At 61.2% G+C, this 24,822-nt stretch carries 17 protein-coding genes and 1 tRNA gene; 16 read left to right on the top strand and 2 right to left on the bottom strand.

The window, feature by feature from the left end; genetic code table 11:
• Nucleotides 1–19: 19 nt before the first annotated feature.
• Together U873_RS0108890 and U873_RS0108895 are read right to left on the bottom strand one after the other, a co-directional pair.
• A complete protein-coding gene (locus U873_RS0108890) occupies nucleotides 20–493 on the bottom strand; it encodes a peroxiredoxin (protein WP_025127911.1) in 474 nt (157 codons plus the stop codon).
• 9 nt (nucleotides 494–502) lie between these two features.
• Nucleotides 503–1,063: a glycine cleavage system protein R gene (locus tag U873_RS0108895; RefSeq protein WP_025127912.1), complete on the bottom strand. Its 561-nt coding sequence runs from the start codon at nucleotides 1,061–1,063 to the stop codon at nucleotides 503–505.
• A gap of 325 nt (nucleotides 1,064–1,388) precedes the next feature.
• Between U873_RS0108895 and dapA the strand changes: the two genes are divergently transcribed.
• The 16 genes from dapA (at nucleotide 1,389) to U873_RS0108975 (ending at nucleotide 24,748) form a co-directional block, all read left to right on the top strand.
• Nucleotides 1,389–2,267, top strand: coding sequence for a 4-hydroxy-tetrahydrodipicolinate synthase (dapA, locus tag U873_RS0108900; RefSeq protein WP_025127913.1), 879 nt, complete (start codon nucleotides 1,389–1,391; stop codon nucleotides 2,265–2,267).
• 17 nt (nucleotides 2,268–2,284) lie between these two features.
• On the top strand, nucleotides 2,285–3,400 hold the full coding sequence (bamC, locus tag U873_RS0108905) for an outer membrane protein assembly factor BamC (protein ID WP_025127914.1): 1,116 nt from the start codon (nucleotides 2,285–2,287) through the stop codon (nucleotides 3,398–3,400).
• A 4-nt stretch (nucleotides 3,401–3,404) separates the two neighbouring features.
• Nucleotides 3,405–4,163 carry an MBL fold metallo-hydrolase gene (locus U873_RS0108910; protein WP_025127915.1) on the top strand — a complete coding sequence of 253 codons (759 nt, stop codon included), beginning with the start codon at nucleotides 3,405–3,407 and terminating at the stop codon, nucleotides 4,161–4,163.
• Nucleotides 4,164–4,191: 28 nt separating this feature from the next.
• Nucleotides 4,192–4,905 carry a phosphoribosylaminoimidazolesuccinocarboxamide synthase gene (gene purC, locus U873_RS0108915; RefSeq protein ID WP_025127916.1) on the top strand — a complete coding sequence of 238 codons (714 nt, stop codon included), beginning with the start codon at nucleotides 4,192–4,194 and terminating at the stop codon, nucleotides 4,903–4,905.
• 83 nt (nucleotides 4,906–4,988) lie between these two features.
• A tRNA-Ser gene (locus U873_RS0108920) sits at nucleotides 4,989–5,078 on the top strand.
• A gap of 302 nt (nucleotides 5,079–5,380) precedes the next feature.
• Complete coding sequence (locus U873_RS0108925) at nucleotides 5,381–5,887, top strand: sigma-70 family RNA polymerase sigma factor (protein WP_025127917.1); 507 nt, start codon at nucleotides 5,381–5,383, stop codon at nucleotides 5,885–5,887.
• Nucleotides 5,884–6,849, top strand: coding sequence for a FecR domain-containing protein (locus tag U873_RS0108930; RefSeq protein WP_025127918.1), 966 nt, complete (start codon nucleotides 5,884–5,886; stop codon nucleotides 6,847–6,849). The genes U873_RS0108925 and U873_RS0108930 overlap by 4 nt, the downstream gene beginning before the upstream one ends.
• 97 nt (nucleotides 6,850–6,946) lie before the next feature.
• Entirely contained in the window at nucleotides 6,947–9,784 is a 2,838-nt protein-coding gene (locus U873_RS0108935) for a TonB-dependent receptor (protein WP_025127919.1), read from the top strand.
• 714 nt (nucleotides 9,785–10,498) lie between these two features.
• A complete protein-coding gene (locus U873_RS0108940) occupies nucleotides 10,499–11,065 on the top strand; it encodes a fimbrial protein (RefSeq protein ID WP_025127920.1) in 567 nt (188 codons plus the stop codon).
• 27 nt (nucleotides 11,066–11,092) lie between these two features.
• Nucleotides 11,093–11,857, top strand: coding sequence for a molecular chaperone (locus U873_RS0108945; RefSeq protein ID WP_025127921.1), 765 nt, complete (start codon nucleotides 11,093–11,095; stop codon nucleotides 11,855–11,857).
• Nucleotides 11,858–12,026: 169 nt separating this feature from the next.
• Nucleotides 12,027–14,621, top strand: coding sequence for a fimbria/pilus outer membrane usher protein (locus U873_RS0108950; RefSeq protein ID WP_025127922.1), 2,595 nt, complete (start codon nucleotides 12,027–12,029; stop codon nucleotides 14,619–14,621).
• Nucleotides 14,618–15,379, top strand: coding sequence for a fimbria/pilus periplasmic chaperone (locus U873_RS0108955; protein WP_051586063.1), 762 nt, complete (start codon nucleotides 14,618–14,620; stop codon nucleotides 15,377–15,379). Before U873_RS0108950 ends, U873_RS0108955 begins: the two co-directional genes overlap by 4 nt.
• Nucleotides 15,380–15,473: 94 nt before the next feature.
• A complete protein-coding gene (locus tag U873_RS0108960) occupies nucleotides 15,474–17,099 on the top strand; it encodes a ShlB/FhaC/HecB family hemolysin secretion/activation protein (protein ID WP_025127924.1) in 1,626 nt (541 codons plus the stop codon).
• Nucleotides 17,100–17,175: 76 nt separating this feature from the next.
• Nucleotides 17,176–20,235 carry a GLUG motif-containing protein gene (locus tag U873_RS0108965; protein ID WP_025127925.1) on the top strand — a complete coding sequence of 1,020 codons (3,060 nt, stop codon included), beginning with the start codon at nucleotides 17,176–17,178 and terminating at the stop codon, nucleotides 20,233–20,235.
• A 229-nt stretch (nucleotides 20,236–20,464) separates the two neighbouring features.
• Entirely contained in the window at nucleotides 20,465–21,607 is a 1,143-nt protein-coding gene (locus U873_RS0108970; protein ID WP_025127926.1) for a fimbrial protein, read from the top strand.
• Nucleotides 21,608–21,751: 144 nt separating this feature from the next.
• On the top strand, nucleotides 21,752–24,748 hold the full coding sequence (locus tag U873_RS0108975) for a GLUG motif-containing protein (RefSeq protein WP_025127927.1): 2,997 nt from the start codon (nucleotides 21,752–21,754) through the stop codon (nucleotides 24,746–24,748).
• Nucleotides 24,749–24,822 lie beyond the last annotated feature (74 nt).

Raw genomic sequence — 24,822 nt, forward strand, 5'->3', positions numbered from 1 at the left:
TTCAGCCGCCCCGGTCATTTCAGGCCTTGTTCAGGGCCTGGGCTGCGGCCAGTACGGCGTCGACGTGGCCCGGAACCTTCACTCCACGCCATTCCTGGCGCAGTACACCGTCCTTGTCGATCAGGAAGGTGCTGCGGTCCACACCCAGGTATTCCTTGCCGTAGAGCTTCTTCAGCTTGATCACGTCGAACAGCTGGCAGACGGCTTCGTCCTTGTCGCTGATCAGCTCGAAGGGGAATTCCTGCTTGCACTTGAAGTTCTCGTGGGACTTCAGGCTGTCGCGGGAAACGCCGAAGATCTCGGTGTTGGCAGCCTGGAAGGCCGCGTACTGGTCACGAAAACCCTGGCCTTCGGTGGTGCAGCCCGGGGTGCTGTCCTTGGGGTAGAAGTAGATCACCACTTGCTTGCCCTTGAGGTCGGACAGGCTGACGGTCTTCCCGCTGGTGGCAGGTGCCTGGAAATCGGCAATAGGTTGATCGATAGCAACGGCCATGGGGCTTCCTTACATAGGGTTCTGTGGGCGCCAGGGTTCGATCAGCGCATCGAGGTTCATGGCGTCGGCAAAGTCCAGGAACTGGTCGCGCAGCCAGCTGATCTGGGTGCCGGCGGGCAGGGTCACGGTGAAGGTGGCGTTGAGCATGGTGCCGCCGGTTTGTGGTGCCTGATAGGTATCGCAGGTGAGGTTTTCCAGCTCGACCTGATGGTCGATGAAGAACTGGCACAGCTCATTGACGATATCCGAGCGATAGGCGGCGCTGACGTAGGCAACATAGGGCAGGGCCTGGGGACGGCTCTCCAGGGCGGCACTGCGGACCACGTTGACCGTGAACCCGTGCTTCTTGGCCAGGGACGGCAGGCTGCCTTCCAGGCGTGCCAGGGCGTCCCAACTGCCGGAAATCTCCAGGACCAGGGCGCTGCACTCGCCATGCCGAGTCAGGCGCGAGGTCACCACGGCACAGCGGTTTTCATGGCTGGCGCGGCACAGGACGTTGGTCAGCTCCATGGGGTTGGCGCCGAGGGCACTGATGACAAGGAATTGTTCGCGAACTGTGGGGGTGGACATGCAGCATTCCTAAAGCGATGAGCGGTCGTTACTTTTCACAAGCCAGAGCCGGGTATGCGCGTCGATCATCTCTCCATGGCCTTGAACCGCAAGCCGGCCACAGGCGCCGAAACTTCCGGAGCACAGGCTGGCGACGCAGGAATGGGGCTTTGGAGATCCAACAGGCAGGCAATAACCCGGTTCACACGCTTATCAGTAGCGATCAAAGCCTGAAGGGTAGCGAAAACCATCGCTCAGGGGAATGCTCACGGCGCGGGACTTTGCTTGTGCAAGGAACTTGGCGCCAGTACCATTACCGCTCTCTTTTTCCGGCAGGAGCGGTTGCATGATTGCGGGCAGTATGGTGGCACTGGTCACACCCATGGATGCACAGGGAAATCTCGACTGGGACAGCCTGAGCAAACTGGTGGACTTCCACCTGCAAGAGGGCACCAACGCCATCGTGGCGGTCGGCACCACAGGTGAGTCGGCGACCCTGGATGTCAACGAACACATCGAAGTGATTCGTCGGGTGGTGACCCAGGTTGCAGGGCGCATTCCGGTGATTGCCGGTACCGGCGCCAACTCGACGCGTGAAGCGATCGAACTGACCACCAATGCGAAGATCGCCGGCGCCGATGCCTGCCTGCTGGTGACGCCGTACTACAACAAGCCGACCCAGGAAGGCCTGTACCAGCATTTCCGCGCCATTGCCGAGGCCGTGGACATTCCGCAGATCCTCTACAACGTTCCGGGCCGCACCGCTTGCGACATGCAGGCCGAGACCGTGATCCGCCTGTCCAGCGTGAAGAACATCATCGGGATCAAGGAAGCCACTGGCGACCTGGCCCGCGCCAAGGCCATCCTCGCCGGCGTGCCCAGCGATTTCCTGGTGTATTCCGGCGATGACGCCACCGCAGTCGAGCTGATCCTGCTGGGCGGCAAGGGCAATATCTCGGTCACCGCCAACGTCGCACCGCGGGCCATGAGCCAGATGTGCGCCGCGGCCATGGCCGGCGACGCCGCCAAGGCTCGGGAGATCCACGAAAGCCTGATGCCGCTGAACAAGACCTTGTTCATCGAATCCAACCCTATTCCCGTGAAATGGGCCCTGCATGAAATGGGTTTGATGCCGGACGGTATCCGTCTGCCGCTCACCTGGCTCAGTGCCGCCTGTCACGAACCGCTGCGGCAGGCCATGCGCCAGTCCGGCGTCTTGGTTTAATTGAGGAAGTACAACGCATGAAGCGAATGGCCGGACTTTCCGCACTTGCCTTGATTATCTCCAGCACCAGTGGCTGCGGTTGGATCTGGGGCCCGGAAGGCTACTTCCGTGACCGGGGTAGCGATTACCTGCAAGCGCAACAAACAGCACCCATGCAATTGCCGCCGGATGTACAGACCGCCAAGCGTCTGGACCCCCTGCTGCCGATTCCGCGCAACGTGGCCGACGACAGCGTCAAGGGCGAGTACGAAGTGCCTCGTCCGCAGCCGCTGTCGGCGATTGCCGATGCCAGCGACTACAGCCTGCAGAAGAGTGGCGATTCCCGCTGGATCATGGCCCAGCGTCCGCCAGCGGAAGTCTGGCCTGTGGCGGTACAGTTCTTCCAGGACAACGGCTTCCACCTGGATCAGCAGCGTCCGCAAACCGGTGAGTTCACCACCACCTGGCAGCGTTCCGATGAGCTTTCCACAGCGGTGGCCAGGCGCCTGAGCAGTGCCGGTGTTGCCGCCGACAGCGAAACCCGCGTGCGGGTACGCATCGAGCCGGGTGTACAGCGCAATACCAGTGAAATCTACGTGGTCAGCGCCGAGCGTCCTGCCGGCAGCACCGCGGATGTGGACTTCACCAACCGTTCGGTCAATGTCGGCCTGGACGCATCGCTGGTGGACGACATGCTGGCGAGCATGAGCCGTATCTCCGAGAAGGGCGGTTCGGTGTCGCTGCTGGCAGCGCGTGATTTCGATACCCCGAGCCGGGTCAGCCTCAGCGAAGACGGCAGCGGCAACCCGGTGCTGAACCTGGGCGCGGACCTTGATCGTGCCTGGTCCAGCGTGGGCCGTGCCCTGGAGCAGGGCGAATGGCGGGTTGAGGACATCAACCGCAGCCTGGGCCTGTACTACATCAACCTGGCGGAAAAAGCCGAGAAGAAGAACGACGAGCCAGGCTTCTTCGGCAAGTTGTTCGGCAGCAAGCCGGCCAAGGAAGAGATCGAAGCCCGTGCCGAGCGCTATCAGGTGCGCCTGAGCAAGGTGGGTGAGAACGTACAGGTCACCGTCGAGAAGAACATCAACACCGTCGCGCCTGCCGAGGTAGCGCGCAAAGTGTTGGGCGTGATTCAGGACAACCTGGGCTGATCGAATGCGTTTTGCCGTTCTCGGCAGTGGTAGCCAAGGGAATGGCACGCTGATCGCCAGTGCTGACACCTGCATCCTGGTGGATTGTGGTTTCTCCCTGCGGGAAACCGAGCGGCGCCTGCTGCGCCTGGGAGTCGATCCCGCGCAGTTGAGCGCCATCCTGGTGACCCACGAACATGCCGACCACGTGCATGGCGTGGGTTTGCTGTCTCGGCGCTACAATCTACCGGTCTACCTCAGCCAGGGCACTTTGCGCGGGATGCGCAAGCCGGTGGAGGTGGCGGGATTCGTCAGGGGTGGCGAGTCGTTGCAGGTCGGTGCCTTGCGCATCGACGTGATTGCCGTGGCTCATGATGCCCAGGAACCGACGCAGTTCGTTTTCAGTGACGGCCAGCGGCGTTTCGGCCTGTTGACCGACCTTGGCTCCTATTGTGCAGGCGTGCTGGAAGGTTATCGCGGGCTGGATGCCCTGATGATCGAGGCCAACCATTGCCGGGACCTGCTGGCCCGTGGTTATTACCCGTACTTTCTCAAGCAGCGGGTAGGCGGCGACGAAGGACATTTGAACAACCACCAGGCCGCGCGCCTGGTGGCCGAATTGGGATGGCAGGACCTGCAGCATCTGGTCCTGGCTCATCTGAGCAGCAAGAACAACCTGCCGCAGCTGGCCCGGCAATGTTTTGTCGACACCCTCGGGTGCGACCCGGACTGGCTGCAACTGGCCGATCAAGATTCAGGGCTCGACTGGCGCCACATCGCCTAGCCCATCTACTTAGCAAGCGGAGCCCATCATGGAAAAACGTGAAGAACTCTACCGCGGCAAAGCCAAGTCGGTTTACAAGACCGACGACGCTGACCGCTTGATCCTGCTGTTTCGCAACGACACTTCGGCGTTCGACGGCAAGCGCATCGAACAGCTCGATCGCAAGGGCATGGTGAACAACAAGTTCAACGCCTTCATCATGCAGAAGCTCGAAGCTGCCGGCGTGCCGACTCAGTTCGACAAGCTGCTGGGCGACAACGAGTGCCTGGTGAAGAAGCTCGACATGATTCCAGTGGAGTGCGTGGTGCGCAACTACGCAGCCGGCAGCCTGGTCAAGCGCCTGGGTGTGGAAGAGGGCATGAAGCTCAACCCCTACACCTTCGAACTGTTCCTCAAGGACGACGCCAAGGGCGACCCGTTCATCAACGAATCCCACGTCGTGGCATTCGGCTGGGGCACTGCCGAGCAACTGGTGCGGATGAAAGAACTGTCGCTCAAGGTCAACGAAGTCCTGAGCCAGCTGTTCGACGACGCCGGCCTGCTGCTGGTGGACTTCAAGCTTGAATTTGGCGTGTTCAGCGACGGCTCCATCGTCCTGGGCGACGAGTTCAGCCCGGACGGCTGCCGTCTGTGGGACAAGGCCACCATGAAGAAGATGGACAAGGACCGCTTCCGTCAGGGCCTCGGTGATGTGATCGAAGCCTACGAAGAAGTTGCCCAGCGCCTCGGCGTACCGCTGTAATCGACGCAAGCATCTGATAGCACGGAAAAATTTCGCTTTGGGGCTTCGCTTCAAGTCAATGTGCTGTTATGATGCGCGCCGTTGGAGAGATGCCAGAGTGGCCGAATGGGACGGATTCGAAATCCGTTGTACCTTCACCGGTACCTAGGGTTCGAATCCCTATCTCTCCGCCATACCTATGAAAACCCCTGAAACCTCTGGTTTCAGGGGTTTTTTGTTTTGCGTCGCACGCAATGTCCGTACGCAGATTTCCAGTGTCGCCCCTTCCTCGATTTCTCCGCCTCCCGGTCACTTGCATGCCGGGCCGGGTGTGCCGTGGCCTTCAGAACCTGCGCCCGCTACCGCTCGGGCGCGCTTCAGGCGAGTGCCTTGGGTTTCGCTGCAACGATGAACCGGGGCGTGGGTAACGCTGTACAAGCCCTGGACACCGCTAGTAATATGCGAAAAGCAATCATTCTCATTAGTTGAAGCCACTATGTATCAAGACAGCCTCGTCTCGCCCGTCGAACAGTTGTATGCGAATCATCACGGCTGGCTGCGGGGCTGGTTGCATCGGCGGCTCGGGCACAGTGCCGATGCCGAGGATTTGGCTCACGACACTTTTATCCGCGTGTTGCGCTCCAACCAGGATGTACGGGAATTGCGCCAGCCCATGGCGTTCCTCGCCACCATTGCCAATGGCTTGCTGATCAACCGCTGGCGGCGCCAGGAAATCGAGCGGGCCTATCTCGAAGCGCTGGCCGCGCGGTCCGAGGCCGTGGAGCCCTCGCCGGAAGAGCGGCACTTGATGATCGAAACCCTGTTGCAGCTCGACTCGCTGCTGGTGGGGCTTTCGGTGCAGGTGCGGCAGATTTTCTTCCTGTCCCAGCTCGATGGTTTGACCTATCCGCAGATCGCTGCGCAACTGAACTTGAGCGTGGCCCAGGTGCAGCGGGCGATGGGCAAGGCCTTCAGCGTCTGCTACGCAAGCCGTTTTGAATGAACAGCGCCGCTGTCGACCCACGGGTGCGGGACGCGGCCATCGACTGGATGGTGCGCTTGCAGTCGGGAATCATGAGTGCAGCCGACCACCAGGCGCTGCAGACCTGGCGCCAGGCGAGCGCCACCAACGAACAGGCCTGGCAACGGGTGCTCAGCTTGCCGCTGTTGCAGCAGCCCGGCGCCCACCTGCTGGCCGACGTGACGGCCCGCAGGGCGCTGGAGGCTGCCGGGCCGAATCAGCAGCGTCGTCGCCATGTGCTCAAGTGCCTGTGCGCTCTCGGCCTGCTGGGGGGTATTTCCTGGCAGGGCGCTGGCTCCGCCTTCGTGCGTTCGGCCCTGGCGACCTACCGTACCGGTACTGGCGAGCGTCGCCAGTGGACCCTGGCCGATGGCAGCTCGCTGTGGCTGAACACCGCCAGTGCGGTGAACCTGGATCTGACCGCGGATTCGCGCAACCTGCAGTTGGTCGAGGGGGAACTGGCCCTGGAGGCTGCAACCGAGTCCAGGGGGCTGCAGGTGCTCACTGCTGATGCGGTGTTGCACAGTCGTGGTGCTCATCTGCTGCTGCGCCATGATCGGCAGGGTACCCGGGTCACGGTACTGGAGGGGCTGGTGCAACTGCATTCACGATACGGCCAGGCCTCCTTGCCGCTGGAGGCCGGTTGGCAGGTCCGGGTGGATGGGCGAGGTATCGGTCAGGCAAGCCGTGTCGACCGGTTCATGGCCCAGGCCTGGCTGCGCGGCATCCTGCCTGCGGAGCGCATGCGCCTGGATGCCTTGCTCGCCGAGCTGTCACGCTATCGCCCCGGCGTTCTGCATTGCAGTGAGCAGGTTGCTGCGTTGCGCCTGACGGGCAGCTTCCAGTTGGACGATACCGATGCCGCCCTGGCCTTGGTGGCCCGTACGCTACCCGTGCGTATCGAGCGGCGAACCCGTTACTGGGTGACTGTGGTGCCGGCCTGAAATTTTTTTCTTCTGTGCGCGATAGTTTTTCAACACTCGATTGGCCTACAGGAACAGCCCGCCGCAAGAGACGGGCCTCGACCTCTAGGAGCCTTGCATGATTGACCCTGCCCGCGCCTTGCGCGCCCGCACCCTTGGCCTGATTTTCCTGAGTCTGCAGCCTCTGTGCGGCCTGTCGGTGTTCGCCGCTGCGGCGGCGCAGCACTTCAGCATCGATGCCGGACCGCTGGACCAGACGCTGTCGCGTTTTGGCGTCCTGGCCGGAATCAGCATGGCGGGCAATGCAAGCCTCACGGCGGGCAAGAGCAGCCAGGGATTGCATGGCGACTTCAGCCCGGAAGCCGGTCTGGCGCGGCTGCTGCTGGGAACCGGGCTGACCTTTCAGCGCCAGGCAGACGGCAGCTATCTATTGCGCCAGGGGCTGGAAGCGGTGGCTTTGCCAATCCAGAAGGTCAAGGGCGAAAACCTCGAGCAGGAAGACGTATATCGGGCGCCGCGCTCGTCGGTGTACATCTCCGGCGAAGACATGCAGCGCTTTGGCGTGGTCTCGGTCGGCGACGTATTGAAAGGCCAGCCCGGGGTCCAGGTGGGTGACAGCCGTAATGGCGGGGGCCTGGACGTCAACATCCGCGGTATCCAGGGCCAGAGCCGAGTGGCGGTGACGGTGGATGGTTCGCAGCAGGCGCTGGATGTGTATCGCGGTTATGCGGGCACTCAGCAACGCAGCTACGTCGATCCGGACATGATCAGCGACATCGTCATCGACAAGGGCCCAAGCCTGACCTCCAGTGCCATTGGCGGCACGGTGAAGATGCGCACCATCGGTGTCGAGGACATCCTGAAGGACGGTCAGAACATTGGCCTGCGCTTGAAGGGCGATCTGTGGAACAACGGGGTCGCACCCGCCTCGCGTGACCCGCACTCCAGGACCGAGGACCTGTACTCCGAACCGCACCAGAGCCGTGGCGGCCTGTTTGGCTCGGAGGCGGAGGCCGGCAGTGCCGCGTTTGCCTATTCCCATGAGCTGTTCGACGTGGTGGCAGCCTATGCCCACCGCAACCAGGGCAACTACTTTTCCGGCAAGAAGGGCCAGGACCGCTACCGCACCTATGACCGTTGGGGCGATGAAGAGACCAGTGTGGCCACCACCTACAACGCCGGTGAGGAGGTGTTGAACTCGTCGTCGGAGACCGACTCGTTCCTGCTCAAGACCACCCTGCGTCCGGCGGACGGCCACACCTTCGACTTGGGCTATCGCCGTTATGACGGACGTATTGGCGAGATCATGCCCTCGGACATCTTCCGTTTCGGCACCGGAGGCATCTATCAGTACCCCCTGGGCCACACCAAGATCGATACCTACACCGCACGCTACAACTACCTGCCGGCGGGCAACCCGCTGGTGGACCTGACCGCCGACCTGTGGCTGACCGATGCACAAACCAGCCAGCTGTCCGCCTGGTCGGCACCGGCCTCCCAGGCCTACCGCACGGACCGCTCCTGGAGCCGACAGGCCAACCGCCGCACCGGGGGCGGCCTGGCCAATACCTCGCGGTTCGAGACCGATTACGGCGACCTGAAGCTGGACCTGGGCGGCTCCTTCCAGTTGGAGGAGTTGCGCCCGCAAAAAGGAGTGGTTACCACCCAGGACGACATCAACGCCAACCGCAGCCTGCGGGAGGGCTCGCGGCAGGAGTTCAGCTTCAACGGCAAGCTGGAATACCAGCCGGTGGACAGCCTGACGCTATGGGGCGGTGGCCGGTATACCCACTTTCGCAGCAAGGACCAGGTGGCCCACGCAACGGCGCGGCGAGAGGAGCGAGAACACCGCTACGTGACAGTGTCGAAGCCGGGGGACTATGGATACCTGATGTGGTTTCCGGACCAGAACGGGCTGTACACCGACGCCACCGACCCTCGGTTGAACAACGGTATTGTCTTCACCAACACCAACTACCCGTTCGAGGGCACGCCCTATGACCAATACGGCGCGACCAGTACCGACGTTGACTCTCCGCAATTCGGCAGGGTGGTCACCGGCTTTGACTATTCCGGCAAGGAGAGCAACAGCGGAGGCGCTTTTGCCCCGGCCTTCGGCATCAATCTCGAGGTATTGCCCGACACCTTCCTCTACGCCTCCTACACCCGAGGCTTTCGCATGCCCTCGCTGTTCGAAACCGGCCACGGTGTGCAGCAGACCACCCCGGGCAAGGGTTTGAAGCCCGAGCGTTCGAGCAACTGGGAAATCGGTGCCAGCACCCTGCAAAAGGGCCTGCTGCTGGATAACGACACCGCGGCGCTCAAGGTGGCCTACTTCAACAACACCATCAAGAACTACATCACCCGCTACTACGACCCGACCCCGGGCCTGTGGGGCCTGATGCGCTTCAGCAACACCGACAGCTACAAGACCAGCGGCCTGGAGCTGCAAACCCGTTATGACGCCGGACGGATGTTTGCCGACTTGTCGTCCACCTACTACCTGAAGACCGAAACCTGTGACGCAGCGTTTGCCGCGACGCTGAGGGCTGCCAGCAATCCGTACAAGGACTTGAGCGGCACTCCGGACTGCACCCCGGGCAGTTTCATGGGCTCTTACACCAACACCCAGAACCCGCCGCGGTTTGCCGGAAACCTGACCACGGGCCTGCGCTTTTTCGACCAGAGCCTGACCCTCGGTACACGTATCACCTACACCTCCGGTCCCACTGTCACCGTCGACAAGCCCTGGCAGACCGGTGCTACCACGCCGCAGGTGAACTATCGCGAAGTGGCGCTGGTGGACCTGTTCCTCAACTACAAATTGCAGGAGCACACCCAGTTCAACCTTTCGCTGCAAAACCTCACCGATCGCTATTACCTGGACCCCTTGGCGCAGAGCTTCATGCCCGCACCCGGACGTACGCTGCGGATGGGGCTGCAGACCAAGTTCTGAAACCGGCCTGCTGTGTGCCCTGCGCTGTGCAGCACACTGATCGATACGCCACCTCAAGCCGGTGGCGACGACCCAGGGCACAGCGTCCCCTGTGCCTGGCCAAATGTTGACGAGCCATGACCACGCGGAGGGAAAGCTCTGTTTCGCAGCACTCCACAAAAAAGCCCCGGGAATCGGCCATTCCCGGGGCTTTTTTGTGGGGGAACATATGGCGGCGCCCCCCCGGGTGGCAGGTTTTCGTGCGCCCGCGATCACGAATGTTGTCTGTCCCTGCAGAGCAGGCGCACCGGTGCCTTGCCGCCTTTGAGTCAGCGCATGCTTATTGAGAGCGGCAGATAATTCCATGTTGTTGTCGGGTATTGGGCGAGGCTTTCGTGAGTTTATATCGTTAGTCATAGACGCTGTTTGTTCTTGATAAGTGTTTCTTTATTGGCCGTAGGAAATTTCCTTTTGTTTTCTCGGATGATTCAGGCGGTCTTAACCAATCCAGTCTTGTTCTGAATCAATAAGCTCTTCTATAGAGTGATTGCCTGCTGTCGAGCCAATGCATCTCTTTTAATTAAAGATGATTGCGGGACTGCAAGTCAGCAGCGTTTGTGAGCTTCTAATTGGGGGTGAGTGCTTTGTTCTGTTACACGGTTGGAGCTTTTAGTTTCTTCCAAGTGGCGGGATATATGTTTTTTCCTCTGTGGGACATTTGGAAAAGGAAATCAGATGAAACGTAAGTCTCTGTTCTCTGTGGCAACTTCCGGGCTGATGCTTGCAGCATTGATTCCGGCTATGGCCCAGGCTAATGATGGTGTCATCAACTTCAGTGGCAGTATTACTGATGTGTCTTGCAACATTAACGGGTCGACGCCTGGATTGAATAACGTAACCAACGTCAATCTCGGTACTATCCAACCATCGGTATTCGACGGAGCTGCTGGGAAAACTTCCCCACTAGAACCGTTCCAACTGGTGCTCTCCGGAGACAACTGCAAAGACGGTTCCAAGGTCTCTATCGAGTTCGATCAGGTGGGTAACGTCGATCCAGCTTCCGGCAACCTGAAACTGACTGGTGGCGCTGCGTCGGCGTCGGGCGTGCAGATCCAGATCTATAACGACCACGTCCAACCACCGGTCAAAATCCAACTGGGACAAGGCGAGTCAACCCCTCAAGTCGCAACCATTACTGGTAAGACCGGCACGCTGAAGTACAAGGCTGCTTATGTCTCCACCGGTACTGTTACGGCGGGTTCGGGTATTTCTCATAGCCGTTACACCCTGGCTTACCAGTAAAAAACGTTAGTTACCAAGGAGTTGGTTATGGCGCCGGTAGCGCGTTTTTTAAATTCTCTCGTTATCGGTGCCATGCTCTTGGGGTTGTTCTCGGGAGCGGCTCAGGCCGGAATAATCCTGCAGGGTACTCGTCTGGTCTACCCGGCTGAGGCTCGTGAGGTCACGTTGAAGATATCCAATCCGGGGACCGTGCCTCTGTTGGCGCAAAGCTGGGTTGACGACGGGGATGCCAGTAAATATCCGGAAGAAATAAAAGTTCCTTTCCTGTTGGCACCGGCTGTTAGTCGACTGGAGCCGGAAGGCTCGGCGGTGTTACGTATTTCATACTTGAAAGCGCCGTTGGCAAAGGATCGCGAGACTTTGTTCTGGTTGAATGTGCTGGAAATGCCACCGCGTGAAGAAAACAAGGACAACGTACTGCAGTTTTCATTTAGATCGCGTATCAAGATTTTCTTTCGCCCCGATAACCTGGCGGGCTCCTCACATACCGCTGCTGAAAAACTCCGCTGGGAGTTCAAGCGCGGCACTCAATTGAAAGAAGCCTCCACACAATCGGACGCTCTTGTGGTCAAGGTGACCAATCCAACACCTTATTACGTGTCTTTTGGTCGCATGGAAGTTGATCTTGAAGGACGCCACGTAGCCCTGAAACCGGGCATGGTCGCGCCGTTCTCCGATGAAGTTTTCCCTTGGCCAGCCAGCGCTCCGAAAGAGCCGAAAAAGGCATCGATTCGCTATGAAGTGATCAACGATTTCGGTGGTCGCAGATTAATTAACACACCGCTGCTCTAGCCGGCTTCCTATTTCAACTTCGCTTGTATCTCAGTGTCATTGAGCTCTATAGGAGCGCGGCATGTTGAACGTTCAATGTCATAGGCGTGATGTCTTTGCGCGCCTTGGTATTTGGTGTAGTCGAGATTCTGCTGCGGATGTTCGAACGCTGTGTCTGGCGGCTGTGCTGATGGGCAGTTCAACAGGCTTGGCAGCCAACGAAGAGTCCTCGGCACCCGATCAGCCAGAGATCCAGGGCAATCAGTCCGGCCAGCCCATGGTGTTCGACAGCCAGATGCTGTTTCAAGGCAAAGGGATGCCCATCGACACTTCACGCTTTGAACAATTGGGCTATGTCGCGCCGGGAAAGTACTTGCTGGATCTGTTGGTGAGCGGGCAGTGGCGGGCGATGGAGGAAATTGAATTCCGTGCCGGCGCTGACGCCCAGAACAGTCAACCCTGCTTCGACCGTTCACTGTTGCAGCAGTTGGGTATCGACTTGAGCAAGGCAGATGCAGCGTTGAAGGCGGGGGTTTCCCATCCACTGCAGGGCGAAGGGCAATTCTGTGGTGACCTGGGCAGTTACATCCAGGGAGTGACCACTCGCATCGACATTGCAGAACAGAAGATCGAGTGGTCCGTACCGCAGTTCTTCCTGCAGCAGGAAATGTCGAAGAACTTCGTTGATCCGGCAAGTTGGAATCAAGGGATTCCCGCCGCGGTGCTCAACTACAACACCAACCTGTTCAGCTCTCAAAGCAACGGGGTCACCCAGACCAATGGTTATGCCGGGCTCAACATGGGCCTGAACATCGGTGCCCTGCGTTTGCGCCATAGCGGTACCGTGACCTGGTCGCCAACCACTGGCAGTGACTATCAGCGTGGCTACATCTACGCCCAGACCGACCTGCCGGACTGGCGTTCGCAGCTGTTGGTGGGGGAGAGCGTCACCGATACCGATCTGTTCGACTCGGTGTCGTTTCGCGGCGTCCAGTTGTTCAGCGACTCGCGCATGCTGCCCGATACCCAGCGCAGCTATGCACCGCAGGTCCGAGGCACGGCCAACACCAACGCCAAGGTGTCGGTGTATCAGCGTGGATACCTGATCCACGAAACCACCGTCGCTCCGGGGCCGTTCGAGATTTCCGATCTGCAGGCTGCAAGCTTTGGCGGTGACCTGGACGTGACCGTCACCGAAGCCAATGGGCAGGTCAGCCGTTTTACCGTGCCCTTTGCCACCACTGTGCAACTGCTGCGCCCGGGAACCTCGCGCTACAGCCTCACGGCGGGCCAGGTGACCAGCCCCGAGCGCGGCGGCAACGGCCAGTATGTGGCCCAGGGCACATTGCACCATGGGCTGGATAACCAGATCACCGCTTATGCCGGCACGGCATTGACCGGCAGCTACATGTCGGCCCTGATTGGCAGTGCGCTGAATACCTCCCTGGGCGGTTTTGGCCTGGACCTGACTCAGGCCAGAACCGAGATCCCCCAGGGCGGCAACATCCAGGGCTCGAGTGTGCGCCTGTCATATAGCAAGAACCTGCCCAACAGCGGGACTCATTTTTCATTGTTGGCGTATCGCTACTCCACCAGCGGCTACCTGGGCCTGAGCGATGCCATTGCCCTGCAGGACTATGTCGATCGAGGCAACCGCGCCGAGTCCTTTGCCCGGTTGCGAGACCGCCTGGATATCAACGTCAACCAGCAGCTGGGTGATGATGGTGGCCAGGTGTATGTCACCGGCTCCTCCCTCAAGTACTGGAATCGCGAGGGGCAGCGGCTCAACTTTGCCCTGGGCTACAGCAATCAGTGGCGGGGTAACAGCTATTCCTTGATGGCCCAGCGCATGCGCGCTTCCTCTGGCGGAACGGCGCGCAACCAGGGCTCGGATGACACCTTTTTCAGCCTCAGCCTGACGATTCCCCTGGGCAATGAAAGGCGTCGCGGGACCATGATCAATGCCTACGCCAGTCATGACCGCAGTTCCGGTGCGCACTACACCACTGGCATTTCCGGGCTGCTGGACCAGCAGGGCGACCTCACCTATGCCGTGTCTGCCTCCCGTGATCAACGGCAACGAGAGACCTCCACCAACGCCAGCCTCAATTACTTCCTGCCTGAAGTTTCCTTGAGCTCGAGTTTTTCCCAGGGCAGTGACTATCGCCAGGAGTCCCTGGGGGCGTCCGGCGGCATGATTGTGCATTCCGGGGGGGTGACCTTTTCCCAGCCCTTGAGCGAAACCATGGGCCTGGTGCACGCCCCCAATGCCCAGGGAGCCAGGGTAGGCAACTCCGGGGCCCGGGTGGATGGGCGAGGTTATGCGGTGGTGCCCAGCTTGAGCCCCTACCAATTGAACACCGTGGATATCGATCCCGGCACCATCGCCGACGATGTCGAGTTGCAGGTCAGTTCACGCCACGTGGCACCCGTGGCGGGTTCGGTGGTGATGCTTTCCTACCCGACTCGCAGGGCCCGGGCGTTCCTGATCGACAGCCGTCAGCCCAATGGCCAGGCGCTGCCGTTTGCCGCCATCGCCATCGATGTGCAGAGCGGTGCGGAACTGGGGGCGGTGGGTCAGGGCAGCCGCCTGGTGCTGCGGGCCGAACGGGAGCAGGGGACGATCCGAGTGGAGTGGGGCAGCGAGCCCGATCAGCGATGCCTGATCGACTACCAGTTGCCAGCGCGCGAGTCCGCGTCGTCCACCGGCTACGACTTGCTCGAACAACCTTGCCGCGCCGTGCCTGCCGTGGATGCGGGCCCAGGCCCGCAGGAGCAAACATGATGGGGCCTGGAGGACGTGAGGCCCCGGGCCCGGTACGCGCCGGGCGCTGGCTGCTGGCGGGCTGGTTGGCCCTGTTCAGTACCTGGGCCCTGGCTGATCTGTCGATTACCGGCTCCCGGTTCATCTATCCGGCCGGGCAGTCAGCCTTGACCATCCGGGTCGGCAACGTCGGCCCGGCGCCGATTCTGTTGCAGGCCTGGCTGGACAAGGGGGATGCCGAGGCCAACCCCAGTGACCTGGTCGTGCCCTTCGTGCTCTCGCCGCCCCTGTCCCGGCTTGAACCGCGACAGCGATCGGCGCTGGTGGTGCGTTACAGCGGCGAGCCTGTGCCGGCCGATCGCGAGTCGGTGTTCTGGATCAACTTTCTTGAAGTGCCGTCCCTGGCGCCAGTGGGCAGCAACGTCCTGCGGATGGCCTATCGCATGCGCATGAAGCTGCTGTATCGCCCCCAGGGCCTGGCGGGCACGGCAGCCGAGGCCGTGGGGCGGCTGCGTTGGAGCCTGAGCGGCGCAAGTGCGCCTGCAACGACGCTGCGAGCCAGCAACCCGACACCGTACTACGTGTCCTTCGCCCAGTTGACCCTGGGCAGCGGAGCGCGAGCGAACACCTGGCAGGGGATCACGGTGGAGCCCTTTGGCTCGACGGATCTTCCTCTGGCCGAGGTGCAAGGGAAGGTCCCGGATCAGACGGTAATTCATTACCAAGTGGCAACAGACAGCGGGGAGACGCTGAGTGGAAGTGCGCGAATACAAGACTGAAGTTGCCTTGGGCAAGTCATTGAGCAACCCGCCTGCGAGGTGTCTTGAACGGCCCCGGCAGTGTTTGCCCTGGGGCTGCCTGAGCTTGCTGCTGATGCTGCCCGGGGTGGCGGCTGCCGCGTTGCCCAACGCCGGGCAGGCGATGCGTGACCTCGAGGCCACGCAACCGGCCTTGCCGGAGCCTCCGGCGCCGGAACTGGACCTGCCGGCGAAGCCGCCGAGCGCCCCTGCCCAGGCTCCGGATACCTCCGGCATCCGCCTGCAGGTCAACGATTTCGTGATCGTCGGCAATCAGGTGTTCAGCAACGAGACGCTGCAGGCCGAGTTGGCGGACCTCAAGGGTCAGGAGCTGGATCTGAACCAGCTGCGCGCGGCTGCCGAGCGTCTGACCACCTATTACCAGAACCAGGGCTACATGCTGGCCCGGGCCTTCCTGCCGGCCCAGGACATCGAGGACGGCGTGGTGCGTATCGAGGTCATGGAAGGCCGTTACGGCCGTATTCAAGTGAACAACCAGTCCCGGGCTCTGAACTCGGTGATCAGCGGCCCCCTGTCGTCGCTGCAAAGCGATACCGCAGTGCGCAGTGACGATCTTGAGCGCAGCCTGCTGCTGTTGAGCGACCTTCCCGGGGTTCGGGTCAAGGGCACCCTGAGTGCCGGTGAGCAGCGGGGCACCACCGACCTGCTGGTCAATGCGCAGCCCGGGCCCTGGGCCAGCGGCACCCTGGAAGCCGACAACTTCGGCGGCTACTACACCGGCGAATACCGCCTGGGGGGCAGCCTCAACCTCAACAATCCCTTGCGTCTGGGCGATCAGCTGAACCTGCGGGTGCTGGGCAGCGATGAGGATCAGCGCTACTACCGCGCCGCCTACAAACTCCCGCTAGGTCCCTGGTCCACCAGCCTGGGCGTGGCCTATTCGCGGATGAAGTACGAGTTGGGCCGGGACTTCGAGCTGCTGGAGGCCAACGGCCAGGCCAGCATCGGCAGTGTCTTCATCACTCAACCGCTGATCCGCAGCCGCACCTTCGATCTCAGCGCCCAATTGCAGTACGAGGACAAGCGGCTGCGGGACGACATCGACCTGTTCGAAATCAGCAGCCAGAAGCATGTGGAGCTCTGGAGCCTGAGCCTCAACGGCAACTCCCAGGACAGCGTGCTCGGCGGCGGGCAGAACTTCTTCTACCTCATCTACGGCAGTGGCCGGTTGAGCATCGACGACCCGATGGACCAGTGGCGCGACCACTTCACGGCCGGCACCAACGGTGGCTTTCAGAAGCTCAACCTGAATGCCGCGCGCCTGCAGTACCTGAGCCCGCGCTTTCAGCTCTACGGCCAGTTCAACGGCCAATGGTCTTCGACCAACCTGGACAGCTCGGAAAAATTCGGCATCGGCGGCCCCTTCGATGTGCGCGCCTACCCCCAAGGCACCAGCAGTGGCGACCAGGGCTGGCAAGCGAGCCTGGAACTGCGCTTTCTCCTGGCCCCGCGTTGGCAGCTCAAGGCGTTTGTCGATCACGGCGCGGTGCAGATCAACAAACGCCCCTGGATTCACGATGAGAACCGCCGCCAGCTTTCGGGCGCCGGTGTGGGTGCCAGTTGGAGCGGTCCTTCGCAACAGATCAGCGTGACCAGTGCCTGGGCCCTGGACAACAACCAGGAAGGCAGCGGTCCCGAGCGTACGCCGAGGATCTGGGCAAGCGCGACTCAGTATTTCTGAAGGCGCATGTGCGCTTCGGATGTAGTGCCGCCCTGCAAAAGTTGCAAGGCGTTAATCAGTAAAATAAGGAGTCAACGTGAATAAGGTTTATGCATTGGTATGGAACCAGGCTCAGGGTTGCTGGAGTGTGGCCGACGAAGGGGCGCGGCGCCGTCGGCGTTCAGGAACCCGCAAAGGCCTGGTGGTGATGGTTGCCGGGTTGCTGGGCATAGGCGCTTTGCCTATGGCCTTCGCGCTGCCGACTGGAGGAACCATAGTCTCCGGACAGGCAGACATCCTGACGTTCGAGAATGGCAAGCAGATGTCGATCAACCAGCACTCCGACAAGCTGATCACCAACTGGAACGACTTCAGCGTGAACCGCGGCCAGACGGTGACCTTCAGCCAGCCGACCAAGACCTCGGTCGCCCTGAACCGGGTGATCGGCGTCAACGGCAGTAATATCCAGGGGCAAATCAATGCCAACGGCCGGGTGTTCCTGATCAACCCCAACGGCGTGGTATTCGGCAACAACGCTCAGGTCAACGTCGGTGGCCTGGTGGTCTCGACCAAGAACATCAGCGATGACAACTTCAAGGCCGGCAACTACAAGTTTGCCGGGACCTCACAAGCTGAAATCGTCAACAACGGCGTGATTACTACCACCGATGGTGGCAGTGTGGCCCTGCTCGGCAAGACCGTGCGCAACGAAGGCGACATCAAGGCGCAAAAGGGCCGTGTGGCCCTGGGTGGCGGTGACGAGTTCACCGTCAGCTTCGACAGCAACAACCTGCTGGACCTGAAAGTCGATGCCGCGGCGATCAATGCGCTGGTCAGCAACGGCGGCCTGCTCAAGGCCGATGGCGGGCAGGTGTTGATGACCGCACGCAGTGCCGGCTCGATGCTGCAGACCGTGGTCAACAACCAGGGCGCCATCGAAGCCAACACTCTGTCGCGCAAGGCCGGCAAGATCACCCTGGACGGCGGTGATGTCGGCGTGGTCAACGTCGGTGGCTCGATGAGCGCCAATGCACTGACTTCGATCGGTGATGGCGGTGTCGTGGAGACCAAGGGCGCCGACACCAAGGTGCAACTGGCCGCCCGGGTCAACACCTTGGCCACCAATGGCAAGGCCGGTACCTGGAAGATCAGTTCCACCGATATCAATGTCAGCCCAACCTCCACCCCCGGCAGCAACAACGTGTATGCCGATACCCTGTCGTTTAACCTGGCTTCCACCAACGTCGAGTTGAGCAGCAAGTCCGGCGACGTTTCGATCGACGGTGATATCAACTGGAGCAGCGGCAATCACTTGAACGTCGCTTCGGCCCAGGACATCAACCTCAATAAAAACCTGAAGGCCAGCGGTACAGGCGCTCGTGTCGAGCTCCAGGCCGATCGGGACATCAAGCTCAATGGTGCGGTAGCGCTGACCGGTAACAACAGCAGCCTCGGCCTGGTCTACGGCAACAGCTATGTCCTGGGCGATCGCGGCCAGGTCACCCTGTCCGGCAGCGGCGCTTCGTTCGACGTCAATGATGACCTGTACACAGTGATCCAGAACTCCGCGCAGTTGCAGGCGATCGGCACCAACCTCGGTGGCCTGTATGTGCTGGGCAATGACATCAAGGGCACCGGCATCATCAAGACCATTGGTGGCAACAGACAGTTCAACGGCATCTTCGAGGGCCTGGGCAATACCATCAGTGGTTTCACCGTCAATACCGATGGGCCTTACGGTGGTCTGTTCGGCCGATCGTCCGGCAGTATCAGCAACCTCAAGCTGGCGTCGATGAGAATCAACGGTACTACCTCCAACTCCGGCTTCGGAAAAATCGGTGGCTTGGTGGGCGAGAACACCGGCCGTATCGAAAACGTCAGTGGCACCAACCTGGTCGTGAACGCCAACAGCAATCAGACCAACACCGTCGGTGGCCTGGTCGGCGTCAACGCCGGCGGCAGCATCAACCGTGGATCGGTGACCGGTACGGTGACCGGTAACAACAACACCTTGGCCATGGGCGGCCTGGTCGGCGAAAACAATGTTGGCCGCGCCGGTGTGGGGAGCATTACCAATAGCTCCACCAACGTGCAGGTGTTGGGCACCGTACAGCTCAGTGAGGTGGGTGGCATGGGCGGCCTGGTGGGGATCAACAAGGGCGGGGAAATCAAGGGTTCTTCGAGTGCCGGTACGATCGGAACGGGTTTCCGTCCACCCGTTAACCCTCCTGTTCGCCCACCATACATCGACCCGAACCTGGGTGGCCTGGTGGGCTACAACCAAGGCGGCCTGATTGAGAACGCCAGTTCTTCGGTCAATGTCTCGGGTTATGCCGCCAGCCGTATCGGTGGTCTGGTGGGGACCAACAAAAATGGCACCATCATCGACTCCAGCGCCAGTGGTTCGGTTACCGGGGTAACGTCCCTGGCCGCAGGTGGCTTGGTGGGCTTCAACCAGAACAGCGAGCTGAAGAACGTCAAGGCCACTGGCACGGTGACTGACTCCACCGGCACCAACATTGGCGGTCTGGTGGGCAAGAACGAGGACAGCCAGATCCACACGGCGGAAGCGACCGGCAGTGTGACAGGTGGTACCAACAGCAATGTCGGTGGCCTGATCGGACACAACTTTGGCGGTAACACCGAATATGTCGTGGCTCGTGGCAATGCCAGCGGCGGCAACATCAGCAACGTCGGCGGGTTGGTTGGTTACAACGACGGTGACCTGAGTTCGGCCGAAGCCAGCGGTGACGTCCGCGGCGGCGTCACCAGCTTTGTCGGCGGCCTGGTGGGTACCAACGGCGACCTTGTCGATCACCGCATCAATAGCGCATCGGCCAAAGGCGACGTAGTGGGCGGTGATCGGAGTGCGGTTGGCGGCCTGGTCGGTCAGAACAAGTCGTTCATCACCAACTCCCTGGCCGATGGCCAGGTGAGCGGCGGCGTCTCTGCCCTCCTGGGCGGACTGGTCGGCTTGAACACGGGCGATCTGCGTAACTCTTCGGCCTCGGGCAAGATCAACTTCGTTGCGCGCAACGCCCAGACCTACGGTGGCCTGGTCGGGGTCAACTACGGCGACATGCGCTACAACAGGGCGGAGGAGCTGGCGGCGCAAGTGCCAGCGGTCGGCCTGAACGAGGGCGATATCCGCAACTGATGACCGGTACCCACTGATCTGAGGAAGGACAGTTCCCCGGTGCACCTGGCTGATGCCTGGCGTACCGGGTGCTGACTGATGACGGGTACCTGCTTGTCTCGTTCCTTGATGATCTTTCTTAAGGGTGGCCGGAAGCAGCCGGCCACTGTTGGACAACCCATCTCGTTTGTGCAGGGCATGGCCGTTCACACAGGCGGTGCTCCAACAGTGCAGACAGGGAGAAAGACAGATGATTCGCCAATGGCTGAGGCTTGTAACCGAGCGTAGACCGCTGTCCCTGTGGGTTCATGGCGTCGTGCTTGCAGCGATGCTTTGCGGCTGGGTCGGCACGCAAGCGCGCGCAGCCTCGGTGAACGGTTATGCCAGGGGCTGCGACGTCACCAGCAACGCCGTTACGCAATGGCGGCTGATCAACCCGTTGAACACCAATACCGCGGTAGGAACCGTGTTATGGCAGCGTACGCTGACCTTGCATACCAGTTTCAACCTGGCTGTCTCCGGCAGACCTCGGGAACTGGTGACTGCGGGGCATTGGACCCCCGGTACGCCGCAGTACGATGGTGCCGCGCCTACCAATGTCGCCGGCATTGGCTTGCGACTGGAGGTTGTTCCTCAAGGGGGCAAGAACATACGGGTGGCCCAGGTCACCTACCCGATTGCCTTGGAAAAAAATGACGACCTGGTCTTTGAGAGCGGTTTACCCAAGCAGACCATGGTCACCCAGATTGTTCAGTCACTGATCCTGACCGTGCCACCGGATCAGTTGCCCACGGGCACCCTCAAAGTGACTCAGGTAACAGGCTCTTCCTACCTGCAGTTGTATGCGTACGACCTGGAAAAAAACGAGTCGACCCTGGGGGCCCAATTGAGCCAGCTCAGCGCACCGCTGACCGGCAGTTGCCGCACGAGCCTGGTCATGGGCGGCATGGACTTCAACATCAACATCGAGCTGCCCAAGACCTGCGTGGTGGAAGCCTACAAAGAGATCGGGGTGCGCTTGGGGCGCTTCACCCTGTCGGACTTTCCCCAGGTCAACGCTACCTCGCCTGCGGTTCCTTTCAGCATCGGCTTGAGCCGTTGTTCGATGCAGGCCAAGCCTCGCATCAGCTTTATCGACAAGTCCGGGGGCTCGTCGGTCCCGGGCGTACTGGGTCTGATCAATTCCAGTACCCGGGGGTTCGGCATTGTCATGACCAATGGGCTGACTTCGGAACGCATCGAGTACAGCGGCCAGAGCTACGAGATGCAGCGCATCGGCGAGGGCGCAAGCATTCCCTTGCGGGCCAGCTACATCCGCATTGGCAATGACCAGGAAGTCCAGGCCGGCGGAGAGGCCAACGGGGCCGCAGAGTTCACCTTTACCTTCCCATGAGCGCGACCGGTCATTGAGCCGGTTCGCCCGTGGGCGAGTTCTACCCAACACCGTCGTTCAGTCTTGAAGGCCTAGCGAGCGCTTCAGCGGCAGTGCCGTGCTGTAAAGGTTTGCAGTACGTAGATAAATCGATATGGAGTTTTCATGAACAAGATCTATGCGTTGGTATGGAACCAGGCCCAGGGCTGCTGGAACGTCACTCACGAGGGCGCCCGGCGTCGGCGTACCGGTTCCGGCAAGGGCCTGGTGGTGGCGGTTGCCAGTCTCCTGGCGATGACCGGGTTGCCCTCGGCGTTTGCCTTGCCCACGGGAGGGGAGGTGGTGTCCGGCAGTGCGGACATCCTTGCCCAGGGCCCGAACATGTCGATCAATCAGCATACGGACAAGCTGATCACGAACTGGAATGACTTCAGTGTTCAGGCCAATCAATCGGTGACCTTCAATCAGCCCACCAGCACCTCGATTGCCCTGAACCGGGTCGTCGGCGTCAATGGCAGCCAGATTCATGGGCAGATCAATGCCAATGGCCGGGTGTTCCTGATCAACCCCAACGGGGTAGTGTTCGGCCAAGGCTCACAGGTCAATGTCGGTGGCCTGGTGGCTACGACCCGCGACATCAGCGATGCCGATTTCAAGGCCGGCAACTACCGGTTCACCGGCGACTCGGCGGCCGAGGTAGTCAACCAGGGCGCCATCACTGCCGCTGACGGTGGTGGCGTTGCGCTGCTCGGGGCCAAGGTGACCAACCAAGGCACGATCAATGCGCAGAACGGGCGTGTGGCGCTGGCCGCAGGCAATGGCTTCACCGTCAGCTTCGATGACAACCAACTGCTGGACCTGCACGTCGACAGCGCCGCGCTCAACGCGCTGGTGCACAACAGCGGCACCGGCCTGCTCAAGGCCGACGGCGGGCAGGTGCTGATGACCGCCAAGAGCGCAGGTTCGATGCTGCAGACCGTGGTCAACAACCAGGGCACCATCGAAGCCAATACCCTGTCGCAAAAAGCCGGCCGGATCACCCTCGACGGTGGTGATGTAGGAGTGGTCAGCGTCGATGGTTCGCTGCAGGCCAACGCGCTAGGCGGCAAGGGCGATGGCGGGCTGATCGAGACCCGGGGCGCCACCACCCGGGTACAGCTGCCGACCAAGGTCGGCACTCAGTCCAGGGATGGCCGCACGGGCACCTGGAAGATCGCCAGCAACGAAGTCAAGGTGGGCTCCTTCTTCAACGCCAACAGCAACACCGTCCATGCCGACACCCTGTCGCGCAACCTGGCCACGACCAATATCGAACTGGCCAGTGGCAAGGGCGATGTAGCGGTGGAAAACGGGATGCGCTGGTCCAGCGGTAACCAGTTGACCCTCTCTTCGGCCAAAGACATTCGCCTGAATGATCGCCTGTCTGCCACTGGCGCCAATGCCCGGGTCGAACTCAACGCCCAGGGTGGTATCAAGCTCAACCGTCAACTGACGCTGAGCGGCAGCAACAGCAGCCTCGGGCTGAACCACGGTAGTGGGTTTGTCATGGGCCAGAATGGCGGCGTCACGCTGTCCGGCAACGGAGCGCGTTTCGACGCCAACGGCGAAGCCTACCGCGTCATTCAAGACGCCACGCAGTTGCAGGCAATCGACCAGGACCTGGCCGGGCGCTACGTCCTCGGCAACTCCATCAACAGCAGCGCGCGCCTGACCTCCATCGGTGGCCAGCAGGCCTTCAGTGGCATCTTCGATGGCCTGGGCAACACCCTCAGCGGTTTGACGATCAACAGCAACGGCACCGATGGCGGGCTGTTCGCCAGCTCGTCCGGCAGCATCGGCAACCTCAAGCTGGCCTCCTTGACCATCAACGGTGCCATGCCGACCTCCGGTTCCAGTGCTGTCGGTGGCCTGGTCGGACGCAACAGCGGGAGCATTGCCAACGTCAGCGCCAGCGATCTGCGGGTAAATGCCAAGAGCCGACAGGACAACGTGATCGGCGGGCTGGTGGGGATCAACTCCGGCGGTTCCATCGATAATGCGTCGATCACCGGTGTGGTGCTGGGCAATACCCTCACTTCGGCCGCCGGTGGCCTGGTGGGCGAGAACCGTCAGCTGGAGGGGAGTGGCGGCACCGTGACCAACAGCAGCGCCGATGTCCGGCTCACCGCCAGCATCGCCAGCAACGCCGAGGGTGGAGTGGGTGGGTTGGTGGGCATCAACCATCAAGGACTGATTGCCGACTCCTCCAGTGCGGGAGCGGTTTCCAGTGGGAACAGCTACAGCTACAAGGGCACCAACCTGGGCGGCCTGGTGGGTTACAACCAGGGCGGCCGTATCGAGCGCTCCCAGTCTTCGGCAACGGTATCCGGCACTGGCGCGAGCAACGCCGGAGGCCTGGTCGGTCGCAACGAATCGGGCCGGATCAGTGATTCGGTAGCCAGCGGCAGGTTGCAGGGCAACAGCTTTGCCACGGCCGGTGGCCTGGTGGGGCTGAACCACGACAGCGTGCTGCGCAACGTCAACGTCAACGCCAGCGGCGCGGTGAATGCGGGGAACAGCCTGCACATCGGCGGCCTGGTGGGGCAGAACCTTGACAGTGACATCAGCCTTGCCGAAGCGTCCGGCCTGGTTCAGGGCGGTAGCAACAGCACTGTAGGTGGGCTTGTTGGTTCCAACGCTGGTGGGCTCATTGCCAACTCCCTGGCCTTGGGCAATGTCACTGGCAAGGATCAAAGCCATGTCGGCGGGCTCATCGGCTACAACGCCGGGGACCTGAAGTCTGTCGAGGCCCATGGTGATGTCAGTGGCGGTGCCAAGAGCGCGGTCGGTGGTCTGGTGGGGACTCATGGGATTGAGCAGGGTGACAGCCTCATCGACACCGCCTCGGCCAAGGGCAATGTTTCCGGGGGCAGCTACAGCGTGGTCGGTGGTCTGGTGGGGCAGAACAACGCGCGGATCGTCAACACGCTCGCCAGTGGCGAAGTCTCGGGCAACCAGTATGCACAGCTGGGCGGCCTGGCGGGGGTAGACCTGGGTGACATTCGTCAATCGGCAGCCTTCGGCAACATCAAGGTAATAGCTCCGAACTACGCAAGCACGGGCTACGACCGCCCCTTGAATCAGCCAGCCAACCTCAACCAGGGCGAGCCGCGTAACTGGTGATCACCCCCTCTTGATACAAGGAAATGGCCACTGCCTTGGTATGCCGTGCGCGAGCACGGCATATCGAGGTTGGC

It is taken from the genome of Pseudomonas sp. PH1b, assembly GCF_000633395.1.
In the GTDB taxonomy this organism is placed as follows: Bacteria; Pseudomonadota; Gammaproteobacteria; order Pseudomonadales; family Pseudomonadaceae; genus Aquipseudomonas.

Bases quoted from the DNA above. Each gene is read 5' to 3' on its own strand.
- U873_RS0108930 (WP_025127918.1), top strand. From the start codon at position 5,884: ATGAACAGCGCCGCTGTCGACCCACGGGTGCGGGACGCGGCCATCGAC.
- U873_RS0108935 (WP_025127919.1), top strand. From the start codon at position 6,947: ATGATTGACCCTGCCCGCGCCTTGCGCGCCCGCACCCTTGGCCTGATT.
- bamC (WP_025127914.1), top strand. From the start codon at position 2,285: ATGAAGCGAATGGCCGGACTTTCCGCACTTGCCTTGATTATCTCCAGC.
- U873_RS0108960 (WP_025127924.1), top strand. From the start codon at position 15,474: ATGCTGCCCGGGGTGGCGGCTGCCGCGTTGCCCAACGCCGGGCAGGCG.
- dapA (WP_025127913.1), top strand. From the start codon at position 1,389: ATGATTGCGGGCAGTATGGTGGCACTGGTCACACCCATGGATGCACAG.
- U873_RS0108940 (WP_025127920.1), top strand. From the start codon at position 10,499: ATGAAACGTAAGTCTCTGTTCTCTGTGGCAACTTCCGGGCTGATGCTT.
- U873_RS0108890 (WP_025127911.1), bottom strand. From the start codon at position 493: ATGGCCGTTGCTATCGATCAACCTATTGCCGATTTCCAGGCACCTGCC.
- U873_RS0108910 (WP_025127915.1), top strand. From the start codon at position 3,405: ATGCGTTTTGCCGTTCTCGGCAGTGGTAGCCAAGGGAATGGCACGCTG.
- U873_RS0108895 (WP_025127912.1), bottom strand. From the start codon at position 1,063: ATGTCCACCCCCACAGTTCGCGAACAATTCCTTGTCATCAGTGCCCTC.
- U873_RS0108950 (WP_025127922.1), top strand. From the start codon at position 12,027: ATGGGCAGTTCAACAGGCTTGGCAGCCAACGAAGAGTCCTCGGCACCC.
- purC (WP_025127916.1), top strand. From the start codon at position 4,192: ATGGAAAAACGTGAAGAACTCTACCGCGGCAAAGCCAAGTCGGTTTAC.
- U873_RS0108955 (WP_051586063.1), top strand. From the start codon at position 14,618: ATGATGGGGCCTGGAGGACGTGAGGCCCCGGGCCCGGTACGCGCCGGG.
- U873_RS0108925 (WP_025127917.1), top strand. From the start codon at position 5,381: ATGTATCAAGACAGCCTCGTCTCGCCCGTCGAACAGTTGTATGCGAAT.
- U873_RS0108975 (WP_025127927.1), top strand. From the start codon at position 21,752: ATGAACAAGATCTATGCGTTGGTATGGAACCAGGCCCAGGGCTGCTGG.
- U873_RS0108945 (WP_025127921.1), top strand. From the start codon at position 11,093: ATGGCGCCGGTAGCGCGTTTTTTAAATTCTCTCGTTATCGGTGCCATG.
- U873_RS0108970 (WP_025127926.1), top strand. From the start codon at position 20,465: ATGATTCGCCAATGGCTGAGGCTTGTAACCGAGCGTAGACCGCTGTCC.